The 14707-nt window shown below is 50.1% G+C and carries 12 protein-coding genes; 10 read left to right on the top strand and 2 right to left on the bottom strand.

Features of this window, described 5'->3' with window-relative positions; translation table 11 throughout:
- Nucleotides 1–807: 807 nt before the first annotated feature.
- The 7 genes from rsxC (at nt 808) to WMO41_RS08540 (ending at nt 7609) form a co-directional block, all read left to right on the top strand.
- Nucleotides 808–2145: an electron transport complex subunit RsxC gene (rsxC, locus tag WMO41_RS08570; protein ID WP_349229403.1), complete on the top strand. Its 1338-nt coding sequence runs from the start codon at nt 808–810 to the stop codon at nt 2143–2145.
- 3 nt (nt 2146–2148) lie between these two features.
- A complete protein-coding gene (locus WMO41_RS08565) occupies nt 2149–3096 on the top strand; it encodes an RnfABCDGE type electron transport complex subunit D (protein WP_349229402.1) in 948 nt (315 codons plus the stop codon).
- Entirely contained in the window at nt 3093–3704 is a 612-nt protein-coding gene (locus tag WMO41_RS08560; RefSeq protein WP_349229401.1) for an RnfABCDGE type electron transport complex subunit G, read from the top strand. Before WMO41_RS08565 ends, WMO41_RS08560 begins: the two co-directional genes overlap by 4 nt.
- Before the next feature lie 13 nt (nt 3705–3717).
- Entirely contained in the window at nt 3718–4533 is an 816-nt protein-coding gene (gene rsxE / locus WMO41_RS08555; protein ID WP_349229400.1) for an electron transport complex subunit RsxE, read from the top strand.
- Nucleotides 4534–4546: 13 nt separating this feature from the next.
- The gene (gene rsxA, locus WMO41_RS08550) at nt 4547–5122 is read left to right on the top strand and encodes an electron transport complex subunit RsxA (RefSeq protein WP_118541614.1); all 576 of its coding nucleotides are present in this window, start codon (nt 4547–4549) and stop codon (nt 5120–5122) included.
- A gap of 16 nt (nt 5123–5138) precedes the next feature.
- Nucleotides 5139–5924: an RnfABCDGE type electron transport complex subunit B gene (locus WMO41_RS08545; protein WP_349229399.1), complete on the top strand. Its 786-nt coding sequence runs from the start codon at nt 5139–5141 to the stop codon at nt 5922–5924.
- Between the two features lie 311 nt (nt 5925–6235).
- Nucleotides 6236–7609 carry an NCS2 family permease gene (locus tag WMO41_RS08540; protein ID WP_349229398.1) on the top strand — a complete coding sequence of 458 codons (1374 nt, stop codon included), beginning with the start codon at nt 6236–6238 and terminating at the stop codon, nt 7607–7609.
- A gap of 77 nt (nt 7610–7686) precedes the next feature.
- Here the strand turns inward: WMO41_RS08540 and WMO41_RS08535 are convergent, their stop codons facing one another.
- The gene (locus WMO41_RS08535; protein ID WP_349229397.1) at nt 7687–8892 is read right to left on the bottom strand and encodes a class I SAM-dependent rRNA methyltransferase; all 1206 of its coding nucleotides are present in this window, start codon (nt 8890–8892) and stop codon (nt 7687–7689) included.
- A 239-nt stretch (nt 8893–9131) separates the two neighbouring features.
- Between WMO41_RS08535 and WMO41_RS08530 the strand changes: the two genes are divergently transcribed.
- Both WMO41_RS08530 and fucO read left to right on the top strand, forming a co-directional pair.
- Nucleotides 9132–9707 carry a TetR/AcrR family transcriptional regulator C-terminal domain-containing protein gene (locus WMO41_RS08530; RefSeq protein WP_494338439.1) on the top strand — a complete coding sequence of 192 codons (576 nt, stop codon included), beginning with the start codon at nt 9132–9134 and terminating at the stop codon, nt 9705–9707.
- A 281-nt stretch (nt 9708–9988) separates the two neighbouring features.
- Nucleotides 9989–11137 carry a lactaldehyde reductase gene (gene fucO, locus WMO41_RS08525; RefSeq protein WP_349229395.1) on the top strand — a complete coding sequence of 383 codons (1149 nt, stop codon included), beginning with the start codon at nt 9989–9991 and terminating at the stop codon, nt 11135–11137.
- A gap of 74 nt (nt 11138–11211) precedes the next feature.
- On the opposite strand, the gene WMO41_RS08520 is transcribed toward fucO, so the two are convergent.
- Nucleotides 11212–13425 (bottom strand): helix-turn-helix transcriptional regulator, encoded by a 2214-nt coding sequence (locus WMO41_RS08520; RefSeq protein ID WP_349229394.1) that lies wholly within the window; start codon nt 13423–13425, stop codon nt 11212–11214.
- 194 nt (nt 13426–13619) lie between these two features.
- Between WMO41_RS08520 and WMO41_RS08515 the strand changes: the two genes are divergently transcribed.
- Nucleotides 13620–14675 (top strand): tripartite tricarboxylate transporter substrate-binding protein, encoded by a 1056-nt coding sequence (locus WMO41_RS08515; protein WP_177292482.1) that lies wholly within the window; start codon nt 13620–13622, stop codon nt 14673–14675.
- Nucleotides 14676–14707: the final 32 nt, after the last annotated feature.

The raw sequence follows: 14707 nt of genomic DNA, 5'->3' as shown, positions 1-14707 counted from the left end.
GCCGGGCTTTTCGAAGCTCGGCGTTTTGTGTTGGATATATAAAATGAGCTGCCGCACGTTAGTGCGACAGCCCCTTTCTTTTTGGTTGCAACCCTAATTTTTAAGGTCTTTTTTGAAAATGGTCTTGCCAGGGAAAAGAAAGCGCGGCGGGTGTGATAGAGTGTAATGCATCAAAGGATTTCGTAAATAGTTTGATTTGTGATTGGTTTTGCCTTGTTTTCTTTACCGGAACAGGACTCTTTTCATCCGTTCATAAGGTTAATGCAGGAGTGGACGGTTTTATTGCATGGAGATGAAAAAAATTTCGAAAAGAAAAATGCGCATGAAACGCGCATCCGCGGACGGCGGGTATAATGCGCAGGTTGTGAAACGGATAAGTTTAAACTTATAAGCATAACAAATAATGCTTATAAGTAAAAACTATAAATGTTAATAAGTGAGAAAAACTACATATTCCTCGACTAAAAATTAACAAAACAAAATTCAGAAAAATCCAGACAAATTCCAGTGGAATTCCGGCAGAAACCAGATTCCAAACCATCCGGGAAAAGTGTCGAATACAACATGTTTTTTTACAAAAACAAGAGGCGGTTTCCCTCTGCTAACATCGTCGACGAATTAACAAAAATTCCGGTCAAAAACTGTGAATCTGCCCTGCTTTTCAAGGAAAAAACGATTGTTATATTGTATACAATATGTAATTTTTGATTGTCTGGAACCGCGAATTATGCTATACTGACCATGATGGCAAAACGAGAGATTTTGTCGATAGCAAGTTGAAAATGTATAGAAAGAGGGTAAAGGAAAATGGGATTGGCTACATTTAAAGGCGGCGTTCACCCTTACGAGGGCAAAGAACTGTCCGAGAACAAGCCGGTACAGGTCCTGATGCCGAAGGGAGATCTGGTGTTCCCGATGTCACAGGGAATCGGCGCGCCGGCGAACCCGCTGGTAAAGAAGGGCGACAGAGTCCTGGCTGGTCAGATCATCGGTGAAGCAGGCGGATTCATCTCCGCAAACGTAATCTGCTCCGTATCTGGTACGGTTAAAGCGGTAGAGCCGAGACGTGTTGCCAGCGGCGGCATGGTAAATTCCGTTGTAGTTGAAAACGATGGACAGTATGAAACAGTAGAAGGCATGGGCGCAGACCGTGACCCGGCAACTCTGTCCAAGCAGGAGATCCGCGATATCGTAAAAGCAGCCGGTATCGTAGGTATGGGCGGCGCTGGTTTCCCGACCAACGTAAAGCTGTCTCCGAAGAACGAGGACGCAATTGAGTACATTCTGATCAATGGTGCAGAGTGTGAGCCGTATCTGACATCTGACTATCGCTGCATGATGGAGGATCCGGAGAAGATCATTGGCGGTCTGAAAGTGGTTCTGCAGCTCTTTGACAAGGCTAAGGGCGTGATCGGCATTGAGAACAACAAGCCGGAAGCAATCAAAAAGCTGAAAGAGTTAGTAAAAGACGAGCCGCGCATCGAGGTATGCGAGCTCTTAACCAAGTACCCGCAGGGTGGTGAGCGTTCCTTAATCTACGCAATCACCGGAAGAAAGGTAAACTCCTCCATGCTTCCTGCAGATGCAGGCTGTATCGTGGACAATATTGGTACTGTCATCGCTATCTACGATGCAGTATGCAAGACCACTCCTCTGATCGAGCGTGTCTTCACCGTAACCGGTGACGCCATCGCAGATCCGAGAAACTTCCGTATCAAGATCGGAACCAACACCCAGGAACTGATCGAGGCAGCAGGCGGCTTCAAGACTGAGCCGGAGAAAGTCATTTCCGGTGGTCCTATGATGGGCTTTGCCATGTTCGATTTAGACGTTCCGGTTATCAAGACCAACGGTTCCGTCCTGTGCATGACCAAGGACCAGGTGGCAGCAAATGTGGAGACTCCGTGTATCCGCTGCGGTAAGTGCGTAAGCGCATGCCCGAGCCACATTGTTCCGGTTATGATGATGAAAGCAGCATTAAAGGGCGACTGCGATACCTTTGAGAAGCTCAACGGTATGGAGTGTATGGAGTGCGGAAGCTGTACTTTCGTATGTCCGGCGAAACGTCCTCTGACCCAGGCTTTCAAGGAAATGAGAAAAACGGTTGCAGCCAACCGCAGAAAAAAAGCACAGGGGGGAAAGTAAAACATGGCTAAATTATTTAACGTATCTTCATCCCCGCATGTGCGGAGTGAGGAAACTACCCGCAGCATCATGATGGACGTGGCAATTGCCATGCTGCCGGCCACCGCTTTCGGTGTATTCCAGTTCGGCCTGCATGCCCTGCTCGTTATCATTGCTACCGTATTTGCCTGCGTAGTCAGCGAGTATGCATTTGAGAAAGTAACCAAGAAACCAATTACCATCAGCGATTTCAGCGCCGTTGTAACCGGTATGATCCTGGCTTTAAACTGCCCGTCTGAGATTCCGTTATGGATCCCGATGCTCGGCGGTGTGTTCGCCATCGTGATCGTAAAACAGATCTACGGCGGCCTTGGCCAGAACTTCATGAACCCGGCACTGGCAGCAAGATGCTTCCTGCTCATCTCCTTCGCAGGCAAGATGTCTTCCTTCACTCTGGATGGCGTAACCACCGCTACTCCTCTGAACGTGATGAAGACTGCATGGAAGGCTGGCGAGTCCAACCTGGGCGTAGATCTTATGGCTATGTTCATCGGTAAGATTCCAGGAACCATCGGTGAGGTTTCTGTAGTAGCCCTGTTAATCGGCGCTGCTTACCTGGTATTTAAGAAAGTAATTTCCCTGCGCATTCCGTTAACCTACATCGCAACGGTCGCAGTATTCGTATTCATCTTCGGCAGACAGGATCTGAACTTCGTTCTGGCTCACATCTGCGGCGGCGGACTGATCTTCGGTGCCTTCTTCATGGCAACCGACTATGTAACCAGCCCGATTACCCCGAAGGGACAGATCGTATTCGGTATTCTGCTTGGCGTGCTGACCGGAACATTCCGTCTGTTTGGTGGTTCCGCAGAGGGTGTTTCCTACGCAATCATCATCAGCAACCTGCTGGTTCCGCTGATTGAGCGCTATACCCTTCCGGTAGCATTTGGAAAGGAGGGCAAAAAGGCATGAGTAAAGGTGGATTTATGAAAGACGCCGTAATCCTGTGTGCTATTACCCTTGTGGCAGGCGCATGTCTGGGCGGCGTTTATGAGATGACAAAAGCTCCGATCGACGCAGCAAACCTGGCAGCGAAAGAGGCAGCTTACCGTACCGTATTCCCGGACGCAGCAAGCTTCGACGCAGGTGACCTGGCAGACAAGATCCCGGCAGCAAACGAGGAGATCGCAGGCCTTGGTTATGGCAAGGTAAGCGTAGATGAGGCTGTTACCGCAAACGATGCTTCCGGCGCAGCAGCAGGCTATGTTGTTACCGCTACCTCCAACGACGGTTTCGGCGGCGCGATCACCGTTTCCGTAGGTATCCAGTCTGACGGCACCGTAAATGGTATCGAGTTCCTGACCCTGGCTGAGACCGCAGGTCTTGGTATGAATGCTCAGAAGCCTGAGTGGAAAGGTCAGTTCGCAGGCAAGAAGGCAGATGTGTTCTCCGTAACCAAAGACGGCGCATCTTCCGATGATCAGATCAACGCAATCAGTGGCGCGACCATCACTTCAAGAGCAGTCACGAATGCGGTGAATGCGGCAGTTTATTTTGTAGATAACTGCCTGGCACAGTAGGAGGTAGGAAGTCATGAATAAATGTATCGAACGTTTATACAACGGTATTATTAAAGAGAACCCGACCTTCGTCCTGATGCTTGGTATGTGTCCGACTCTGGCAGTAACCACCACCGCGATCAACGGTATCGGTATGGGACTGTCCACCACGGCGGTTCTGGTTTTCTCTAACCTTATTATTTCCGCACTGCGGAAGATTATTCCGGATCGTGTACGTATTCCGGCATACATCGTAATCGTAGCATCCCTGGTTACCATCGTTCAGTTACTGCTTCAGGCCTATGTACCGAGCCTGTACAGCGCACTGGGTATCTACATCCCGCTGATCGTTGTTAACTGTATCATCCTGGGCCGTGCAGAGGCATATGCAGCAAAGAACGGCCCGATCGAGTCCGCATTCGATGGTATCGGTATGGGCCTTGGTTTCACCGTAGGCTTAACCTGTATCGCAATTGTGCGTGAGCTCATTGGCGGTGGTTCCTTCTTCGGCATGGAGATCATTCCGGAGGACTTCCACGTAACCATCATTGGCCTGGCACCGGGCGCATTCTTCGTACTGGCATGCCTGACCGCACTGCAGAACAAGTTCAAGGCACCGAGCGCAACCAATGGTTCCGTACCGCAGTCCACTCTGGCATGCGGCGGCAACTGCGCAGCCTGCAGCGGTTCTGCATGTTCCTCTAACCACTCTGTCCTGGAAGAGAAAAAAGCAGAAGAGCTGAAGAAAGCAGAAGAGGCCAAGAAGGCAGCAGCTGCAGCGGTTCTGGCTAAGAAGCAGGCAGCAGAGGCAGCCAAGGCAGCAGCTGAGGCTGAAAAGAAAGACGAATAGGAGGGACAGGTAGATGAAAGAATTAATTTTAATTATTGTCGGATCTGCTCTGGTTAACAACATCATCCTGAGCCAGTTCCAGGGCCTGTGTCCGTTCCTTGGTGTTTCCAAGAAGGTTGACACCTCCATTGGTATGGGTGCAGCCGTTATCTTCGTAATTACGCTGGCAAGTATTGCTACGAACCTCGTATACTCTCTGGTGCTGGTTCCGCTGCACTTAGAGTACTTACAGACGATTGCCTTCATTCTGGTAATTGCAGCACTGGTACAGTTCGTTGAGATGTTCTTAAAGAAGAGCATGCCAAGCCTGTACTCCGCGCTGGGTGTATTCCTTCCGCTGATTACGACCAACTGTGCAGTTCTGGGTTCTGCCCTGACCAACGTACAGAAGGGTTACAACTTCATTTTCAGTGTAGCAAACGGATTCGGTACTGCGGTTGGTTTCACCGTCGCAATCGTACTGCTGGCAAGCATTCGTGAGAGTATTGAAGACAATGACATCCCATACAATTTCCAGGGTTCTCCGATCGTTCTGATTACCTCTGGTCTGATGGCGATTGCCTTCATGGGCTTCTCCGGACTGATTTAATGGGAGGTAGTAGAATATGACAGGTTTGCTTTTAGCGGCAGTTGTCATCGGTGCCATCGGTATCATTATCGGTGTGCTGCTGGGAATTGCCAGTGAGAAGTTTAAAGTTGAGGTTGACGAGAAAGAAATTCTGGTGCGTGCAGAACTTCCGGGCAACAACTGTGGTGGTTGTGGTTTCCCGGGATGTGACGGTCTGGCAGCAGCAATCGCTGCAGGCACCGCTCCGGTTAACGGATGTCCGGTCGGCGGCGCTCCGGTAGCAGATAAGATTGCTGCTATCATGGGCGTTGAGAGCGGCAGTTCTGAGAAGAAGGTAGCTTTCGTAAAATGTAAAGGTACCTGCGATAAGACCAACGTAAAGTACAACTACTATGGAATTACCGATTGTTCCATGGTAACCGTAGCTCCGGGTTCCGGCGAAAAGGCATGTGCTTACGGATGTATGGGTTACGGCTCCTGCGTGAAGGCATGTCAGTTTGACGCCATCCACGTCGTAGACGGTGTTGCAGTGGTTGACAAAGAGAAGTGCGTAGCCTGCGGCAAGTGCGTGGCTACCTGCCCGAAGGGCCTGATCGAGCTTGTTCCTTACAAGGCAGAGCATCTTGTACAGTGCTCTTCCCACGACAAGGGACCGGCTGTCAAGAAAGTCTGCACCGCCGGATGTATCGGATGTACCCTGTGTACCAAACAGTGTGAGTTCGACGCAATCCATATGGAGAACAACGTAGCAGTCATCGATTACTCCAAGTGCACCAACTGCGGCAAGTGCGCAGCTAAGTGCCCGGCAAAGGTAATCCAGTAAGCTGTTTCGGAAAATGTAACATGAATTTATGGAAGCTGTTTCCATTGCGTGAATATGCGGTGGAGGCAGCTTCCTTTTTGTTGTTTTACAGATGGGAAAACGGCACAATTTTTCGTCTTTTGTGTCAGAAATTTAGCGGATTTTGAGCCCTTCTGCCTTATTGAGAAAAAGTTTGAAGCTTTATCAGAATTTCGTAAACATGGGTGGTAAATTATAAGAATAGGTGATAAAATGAAAATAGCGTTTAAAAGTTGTTTAGAAGTTCGGAGCGGAAGAGCAGGCTGCGGACTTCTCAAAAAAGGAGGGATTTTATGAACCTGGAAAAGCTATTCCATCTCAAAGAAAACCACACGGACGTTAAGACAGAAGTGATGGCCGGCATTACCACATTCATGACCATGGCCTACATTCTGGCAGTTAACCCGAGCATCTTAAGCGCGTCCGGCATGGACAGCGGTGCGGTGTTCACGGCAACCGCCCTTGCGTCTGCAATTGCAACCCTGCTCATGGCAGCACTTTCCAACTATCCGTTCGTGCTGGCACCCGGCATGGGACTGAATGCATACTTTGCCTACACGGTAGTTCTCTCCATGGGCTACACCTGGGAGATGGCACTGGCAGCTGTATTCGTGGAAGGTATCATCTTCCTGGCCCTGTCTCTGACCAACGTGCGTGAGCAGATCTTCAACTCCATCCCAATGAACTTAAAGTATGCGGTATCCGCAGGTATCGGCCTGTTCATTGCATTCATCGGCCTGCAAAACGCCCACATCGTAGTGGACAGCGCAACTCTGGTTGGCATGTACTCCTTCAAGGCATCCGTTGCGAATGGCATGTTCTCCAGCGAAGGCATCACCGTACTGCTGGCCCTCATCGGCGTACTGATCACCGGCGTACTTCTGGTAAAAGGCGTAAAGGGCAACATCCTCTGGGGCATCCTGATCACCTGGGCACTTGGTATTGTATGCCAGCTGACCGGACTGTACCAGATCAATCCGGAAGCCGGATTCTACAGCTTACTTCCGGATTTCTCCAACGGTATTTCCATTCCGAGCCTGGCTCCGACCTTTATGAAGATGGATTTCAGCCGTGTGGCATCCCTGGATTTCCTGGTAGTGATGTTCGCATTCCTCTTCGTAGATATGTTTGATACTCTGGGAACCCTCATCGGCGTGGCATCCAAGGCCAACATGCTGGATGAGCAGGGGCGTCTCCCACATATCCGCGGCGCGCTGCTTTCCGACTCTGTCGGTACCGCAGTCGGCGCAGTTCTTGGTACCTCTACCACTACCACCTTCGTAGAGAGTGCGTCTGGTGTAGCGGAAGGCGGAAGAACCGGTCTTACCGCAGTGGTAGCAGCAATCCTGTTCGGCCTGTCCCTGTTCCTGTCCCCGATCTTCCTGGCTATCCCGTCCTTCGCAACGGCTCCGGCTCTGATCGTGGTAGGCTTCCTGATGCTGACTTCTATCCTCAAGGTAAACTTTGAGGACTACACTGAGGCCATCCCGGCTTACGTGGCAGTCATCGCCATGCCGTTCATGTACAGCATCTCCGAAGGTATCGCCATGGGAATCATCTCCTATGTAGTGATCAACCTCGTAACCGGAAAGGCAAAAGAGAAGCACATTACGCCGCTGATGTACGTGCTGGCGGTGCTGTTTGTACTGAAGTATATTCTGCTGTAACGAATTAACAGGAAAGTATAAGAAAAGCCCTGGAGCGAAAGCTCCGGGGCTTTTGTCAGTTATAGCGGGCAGAACACTTACTTCTCATCCACCACCTGGAAAATGTAGAACTTCAGATAGTATGATGCCTGCTCGCCGCCGGTCCAGAGGATCGGGTGGTCGGCTGCCTGGGTGCGGTATTCTACCTGACGGAGGCGCTTGTGTACGTTTGCCGCAGCTTCGCGGATGGTCTTGGTGAACAGCTCCGGGTCCATGAAGTGGGAACAGGAGCAGGTGGCGAGGTAGCCGCCGTCCTTTACTAACTTCATGCCGCGCAGATTGATCTCGCGGTAGCCTTTGACTGCGTTTTTGATGGAACTGCGGGATTTGGTGAAGGCTGGCGGGTCCAGGATGACTACATCAAACTTCTCGCCCTTCTGCTCCAGATCCGGCAGCAGGTCGAATACGTCTGCACACTGGAAGGTGACGCGGTCGGAGAGACCGTTTAACTCCGCGTTTTCACGGGCCTGGGCTACGCCAAGCTCGGATGCGTCCACGCCCAGAACAGAGGCAGCTCCGGCAATTCCGGCATTCAGTGCGAAGGAACCGGTGTGAGTGAAGCAGTCCAGAACCTTCTTGCCCTTGCAGAGTCTCTGGATGGCAAGGCGGTTGTATTTCTGATCCAGGAAGAAACCGGTCTTCTGGCCGTCCTGAACATCTACCATGTAGCGGACACCGTTTTCCACGATCTCAACCTTGGTATCGAAGGGTTCACCGATGAAGCCCTTCACGCGCTCCATGCCCTCCTGCAGGCGGACCTTGGCATCGCTGCGCTCGTAAACGCCGCGGATGGAGATGCCATCCTCAGCCAGGACTTTTTTCAGCTTGTCCAGGATAACAGGTTTTAAACGGTCAATGCCCAGTGCCAGGGATTCGACTACCAGAACATCGGAAAACTTGTCGATGACGATGCCCGGAAGGAAATCTGCCTCGCCGAAGATCAGACGGCAGTTGGAGGTATCCACGGTGGCTTTGCGGTACTCCCAGGCATTGCGGACACGCATCTCGATGAACGCGTCATCTACTACGGTATCTTTTTTGCGGGTCATCATGCGGACGGTGATCTTGGAGCGGGTGTTGATGAAGCCCTGTCCCATCGGGTAGCCGTCGAAATCGGAAACGGAGACCATATCGCCGTTCTCAAACTCGCCCTCGATTTTGTCAATCTCGTTATCATAGATCCAGGCGCCGCCGGCCTTTAAGGTGCGGCCTTCGCCTTTTTTTAAAATTACATTTGCAGACATGTGTGTACTCCTTATTGTGAATAGGTTATTGGTTCGTGCATTTTTATTTCCAAAGTATTGTAACATAAGCTGCGGAGGCTTACAACCGGGAAAAGAAAAAGCAGGATGTCAATGCGATTTGGTATGTGTTTTCCGGACGTATACGAAACCGTAACCGAAATTCGGGTAATCTGCTTGCTGTGGGACTGCGGTAATGATACAATATTGTAAGGAAATGTAAGGAGAAAGATAGCAGCATGATGGAACAGAAGACGACACAGGAAAAACATGACCGTGCCAAATATAAGCTGGCGGCCTCCATCAAGGAGTGCATGAAGACAACTCCGGTGGACCGCATCACGGTGAAGGACATTGTGGAGGGCAGCGGTCTGACCCGCCAGACCTTTTACCGCAACTTCAAAGATAAATATGACCTCATCAACTGGTATTTCGACAAACTGGTGCTGCAGTCCTTTGAGCAGATTGGCATGGGGAATACGGTGGGAGAGAGTTTGACCCAGAAGTTTGAGTTCATTTTAAATGAGAAGGCGTTTTTTACCGAAGCGTTCCGGTCGGATGATTACAACTCTGTGAAGGAGCATGACTTTGAGCTGATCCTGCAGTTCTACAAAGATCTGATTGCCAGAAAGACCAGCCGCCCGCTGGAGGAAGAGATGGAGTTTCTTTTGGAGATGTACTGCCGCGGTTCCGTGTATATGACGGAGAAATGGGTGCTTGGCGGAATGAAGGATTCCCCGCGCCGCATGTCGGACAAGCTGGTGGAGGCCATGCCGCCGAAACTGGAGAAGGTATTTTCAGAGCTAGAGCTTTTATAAAAAGAAGAGATTTTCTGAAAATCCGGGGAAAGAACAAATCCACTGGAAACAGAACCGGAAAAAGGAACCAGAAATATGATACAAAATTCACAACAAAAATTGTGGGAAATCCACAAAGATGAGAAGAAAGTGACAAAAGTGATACTTTGTCACTTTCTTTTTCTCATTATACTTGTTAAAATAATATCAGTTCGGGAAAGCGAGGTCATGCAAATGACATCCCGAAGAGATTCAGCAAAACAGGAAATCAAATGAGTACAAACTCAAGGAGGATTTTTATCATGGCAAACAGAATCGTATTAAATGAAACTTCTTATCATGGCGCAGGCGCTATCAAAGAGATCGCAAATGAAGTAAAAGTCAGAGGCTTCGCAAAAGCTTTCGTATGTTCCGACCCGGATCTGATCAAATTTGGCGTAACCAAGAAAGTAACCGATGTCCTGGACGAGGCTGGTCTTGCTTATGAGATCTACTCCAACATCAAACCGAACCCGACCATCGAGAATGTACAGACCGGTGTTGCAGCATTCAAAGCATCCGGCGCTGATTATCTGATCGCCATCGGCGGCGGCTCCTCCATGGATACCGCAAAAGCCATCGGCATCATCATCAACAACCCGGAGTTCGAGGATGTAAGAAGCCTTGAGGGCGTAGCTCCGACCAAGAAACCGTGCGTACCGATCATCGCAGTTCCGACCACCGCAGGTACCGCAGCAGAGGTTACCATCAACTACGTTATCACCGATGTTGAGAAAAAACGTAAATTCGTATGTGTAGATACCCACGACATCCCGGTTGTCGCAGTCATTGACCCGGATATGATGTCCAGCATGCCGAAGGGCCTGACCGCTTCTACCGGTATGGACGCTCTGACCCACGCCATCGAGGGCTACATCACCAAGGGCGCTTGGGAGATGACCGATATGTTCCATTTAAAAGCAATCGAGATCATTTCCAATTCCTTACGCGGTGCTGTTGAGAACACCCCGGAGGGCAGAGAGGGCATGGCACTTGGCCAGTACGTAGCAGGCATGGGCTTCTCCAACGTAGGACTTGGTATTGTTCATTCCATGGCACACTCCCTGGGCGCTGTATATGATACCCCGCACGGCGTAGCAAACGCAATCCTTCTTCCGACCGTTATGGAGTACAATGCTCCGTGCACCGGCGACAAGTATAAATACATCGCAAAGGCTATGGGCGTTGAGGGTGTAGAGAACATGAGCCAGGAAGAGTACCGCAAAGCTGCTGTAGACGCAGTGAAGAAGCTGTCCGCAGATGTAGGAATCCCGGCTGACTTAAAGGCTATCGTCAAAGAAGAGGATCTGGATTTCCTGTCCGAGTCCGCATACGCAGACGCATGCCGCCCGGGCAACCCGAGAGATACTTCCGTAGAGGAGATCAAGGAGCTGTACAAGTCCTTAATGTAATTTAAAAATATCATGAAATAAAAATAAGGCCAGTGAAAAGCCGCTTTAGAAATGCTTTTCACTGGCCTTTTCCGTTATGTAACAGGTTCTTCTCCGGCCCGGTATGCGGCCGGTGTCTGTCCGGTATATTTCTTAAACAACACATAATAATATTTCACATTGGCAAATCCCACATTCCGCGCGATGGCGTCCACCGGATCCTGGCTTTCCCGCAGGAGCTGTTTGCTTTCCTCCAGACGGCAGGAATTGATGCAGTCGTTGATGGAGTGGCCGTAGGCGCTGCGGAACATGCGTCCCAGGTAGGCATTGTTTAACTGCAGTCGGTCGGCAATGCTCTGGGCGTTCAATTCCGGGTCGTGGTATTCCTGTTCTACAATTTCCTTTACCTTCTGCGCCAGGTTGGAATATTTCTGTGCTTTTTTCTCACTGTAGTTGTCGCAGATCACGGCAAATGCTTTCCCGAAAATCTCATCAATCTCCGCAAAATCCCCAATCTGTTCCACATGCTCCGGCAGCAGGCGTTCCCCGTCAATCAGCAGGTTGGAATGCAGGTCTTTTAAAATCCGGCAAATGGTGTCTTCTGTACGGTTTAAGATGTACTGGAACGGATCGTAGCGGTAGGTATAGAGCTGGCTGCGGATCTCCTGCCATTTGGCAAGGCTGGATTCCAGTTTGCCGGACTTTAGGCGGGCGGTCAGTTCGGTGAAATCTTTTGTGGATATGGTGTGTTCCGCTGTTTTCTGCTCCAGCTCTGTTTCCGGAATGATCTGCCGGGACGGATCCAGTATCAGGGCCAGACAGTGCAGCTCCCGCAGACTGGAAAAATGCAGGGTCAGTTCCTGAAAATCCGAGAACAAAGTGCTCACAAAGACGCGGCACTGCAGCGTTTTTGCGAGAGTTTCAGAAAACTCGGTCAGGGCAGCAGAGGAGGCGTAGCTTCCAATGCAGGCGTAAATGTTGTCGGACTTGGTGATCACAATTTCCGGGTGCAGATGCAGCCCGGCCCGGTAAATGTCGCTGCGGTGATGGGCCTGGACCAGCATGAGGCCATAGGGCGGAGCGGCAGTTTTAAAGAGGCGCGCCGCGTCTGCCGGTCGTTTTTTCAACAGCATATCGTAGAGCACCTGTTCCAGACTGGTGCGTTCCGATTTAGAAACCACGTTTTCCAGCTGCTTCTTTAATGGAAGAACTTCCTCTGGCACAGCTGTTTTTTTCGTGTTTTCTGCTTCTGGTTCTCCCGTCAGGCAGGAGTCAATCTGGCGGATGGCATCCTTCATGCGGAGCATGGGGAAGAAGCTGTAAAACAGAAGCGCCAGCAGCAGGGCCGCAAACAGAAAACTCAGGCCAATGATGATGCGGGTCGTGATCTGCCGGAAATGATAAAACCGCGGAACCAGATCCCGGATGGAGGTAATCCGCAAGTAAATGTGCCGTGTACTCGGTGATTCGTAATACAGGCAGATTTCATTGCGGTTTTTGCCGAGAATGTAGCCGGAAGGTGGATTTTCCGTGTCCTCATGGATCTGTTCATAGTAAGGACGGCTGGAACTGCACAGGGATTCATCGGCATAGAGCAGAGGATTGCCCGCAAAATCCAGCACAATAAAATCCGAAGACGGATTGGCCAGCAGCAGGAAATTCTGATACCAGTCATCGTGGATGGTAACCACCAGGGCATTGGGCTTTGGCGTGCGGTCCGGGTACAGCTCATAGAAGATGAATGCGTAATAATTGTGGTCGCTGTGTTCTTCATCACCATCCTCATGGCAGTATATGGCACGAAAACGCTGGTCGGTAGAACGGTCAGAGAGAAGTTCCCGCACCGGGATTGCGTTTACATCTTCCAGTTTCCGGGCAAAGAAGGGGCCAGTGGAGTAAACGGTATCGGTGTAACCATTGTATACATAGATGGCTTCCGTGAAATCAGCCGCATTTAAGGAGCTGTTTAAATCCCGCATAATGTAGGATTTCTCTGCATCGGTAAAGCCGTCCTTCCGGAACAGCGTGGAAACCGTATTAGAATAGAAGAGCTGCCGCTCAAAATTGACCATGGAAGAGTTCAGGGTTTCGGTCATGGCATTGACGGAGACCGCAAAATCACGGTTGGAGTCCGAGATGGCATCGTAGGTGACGCGCTCGAAAAAGCGGGTCATGGAAAACAGAAGGGAAACCATCAGGGCAAGGATGAGGGCGCCTGCCAGAATGTAGCGGAACTGGCACTTCATCTTGGCGGGAAGTCCGTTGTCTGAAACAGCAGCAGGAAGCGAAAAATGGGAAGTTTGATCCATAAAAAGCATCTCCTGGTTCAAAAATTGTACATAGTTCAATTTCCGTATATTTTGTACTTTACACATATTACCACAAAATATACAATGAACTCAACAACAAATGACAAAGAAACATACAAAACGCATAAAAGATGTTGATTTGTTGTTAAGAAAGAAGTTTAAAAAAGAAACTTTATATCAAGGAGGGTTATACAATGAGAAAATGGAGAAAAGCAGCAGCAATGTGCATGGCAGCCGTCATGATGTGTTCCATGACAGCATGTGGTTCTGGTAATAAGGAAAGCGCAGACACCACCGCAGCTCCGGCAGAGACCAAGGCAGAGGGCAGTGAGGCAGCAGCTGAGAGCAGCGAGGCTGGAGCATCTACCTGGACTCCGGAAGAAAATGTGACCATGATCGTAGCCTACAAGGCAGGATCCGGTACCGATAATACCGCCCGTGTCCTTTCCCAGTACGCAACCAAATATGTAGGAAAGACCATCGTCATCGACAACCAGGAAGGCGGATCCGGTTCCATCGGATGGACTGCTCTGGCAAACGCAAAACCAGACGGTTACACTTTAGGATTTGTAAACCTGCCGACCCTTTGTTCTAATATTGTAGACGGACTTGCAAACTATACCATGGAAGATTACGTTCCGATCTGCAACCACGTAAATGAGACTGCGCTGGTTCTGGTAGCAGCAAACAGCCAGTTCGACACTCTGGAAGATCTGGTCACTTACGCAAAGGAGCATCCGGGTGAATTAAAGGCATCCACCAACGGCAACAAGGCATCCAACCACATCGGCGCACAGCTTCTTGCAAACAGCGCAGACTTTGAGTATACCGATATTCCTTACGGCGGCACCGCAGACCAGCTTCTGGCTTTAAGACAGGGCGAAGTTGATTTCTCCGTAGCAAAAGAGGCAGATATCGCGTCCATGACTTCTGAAGTGAAAGTGCTTGGCGTATTTGATACCAAACGTATGGAATCCATGCCGGATGTACCGACTCTTGGCGAGCTTGGCTACTATGATCAGTGGTATGGCAGTGCCCGCGCCATCGTAGCACCGAAGGGAACTCCGCAGGAGATCATCGACTTCTACGCAGACGCATTTAAAAAAGCTATGGAAGATCCGGAATATGTTGACGCGGCAGAAAAAGCAGGCGTAACCACCGCTTACATGGATCCGGAAGAGACCCAGAAGCTGTTAAACGACCAGTACACCTTCTGTACCGATGTTTCTTCCAAACTCTGGAACGAATAAGCAATACGAAATTTAACAGAAATTTTCGGGTA

Source organism: Ventrimonas faecis, from assembly GCF_040096075.1.
Taxonomy (GTDB): Bacteria; Bacillota; Clostridia; order Lachnospirales; family Lachnospiraceae; genus Brotaphodocola; species Brotaphodocola faecis.
The sequence above is the reverse complement of the archived record's forward strand: the minus strand, read 5'-3'. Positions and strand labels throughout refer to the sequence as shown.

What these genes read in the sequence shown, in the direction of transcription:
- rsxC (WP_349229403.1), top strand. Translation starts at nt 808, where the DNA reads ATGGGATTGGCTACATTTAAAGGCGGCGTTCACCCTTACGAGGGCAAA.
- WMO41_RS08565 (WP_349229402.1), top strand. Translation starts at nt 2,149, where the DNA reads ATGGCTAAATTATTTAACGTATCTTCATCCCCGCATGTGCGGAGTGAG.
- WMO41_RS08560 (WP_349229401.1), top strand. Translation starts at nt 3,093, where the DNA reads ATGAGTAAAGGTGGATTTATGAAAGACGCCGTAATCCTGTGTGCTATT.
- rsxE (WP_349229400.1), top strand. Translation starts at nt 3,718, where the DNA reads ATGAATAAATGTATCGAACGTTTATACAACGGTATTATTAAAGAGAAC.
- rsxA (WP_118541614.1), top strand. Translation starts at nt 4,547, where the DNA reads ATGAAAGAATTAATTTTAATTATTGTCGGATCTGCTCTGGTTAACAAC.
- WMO41_RS08545 (WP_349229399.1), top strand. Translation starts at nt 5,139, where the DNA reads ATGACAGGTTTGCTTTTAGCGGCAGTTGTCATCGGTGCCATCGGTATC.
- WMO41_RS08540 (WP_349229398.1), top strand. Translation starts at nt 6,236, where the DNA reads ATGAACCTGGAAAAGCTATTCCATCTCAAAGAAAACCACACGGACGTT.
- WMO41_RS08535 (WP_349229397.1), bottom strand. Translation starts at nt 8,892, where the DNA reads ATGTCTGCAAATGTAATTTTAAAAAAAGGCGAAGGCCGCACCTTAAAG.
- WMO41_RS08530 (WP_494338439.1), top strand. Translation starts at nt 9,132, where the DNA reads ATGGAACAGAAGACGACACAGGAAAAACATGACCGTGCCAAATATAAG.
- fucO (WP_349229395.1), top strand. Translation starts at nt 9,989, where the DNA reads ATGGCAAACAGAATCGTATTAAATGAAACTTCTTATCATGGCGCAGGC.
- WMO41_RS08520 (WP_349229394.1), bottom strand. Translation starts at nt 13,425, where the DNA reads ATGGATCAAACTTCCCATTTTTCGCTTCCTGCTGCTGTTTCAGACAAC.
- WMO41_RS08515 (WP_177292482.1), top strand. Translation starts at nt 13,620, where the DNA reads ATGAGAAAATGGAGAAAAGCAGCAGCAATGTGCATGGCAGCCGTCATG.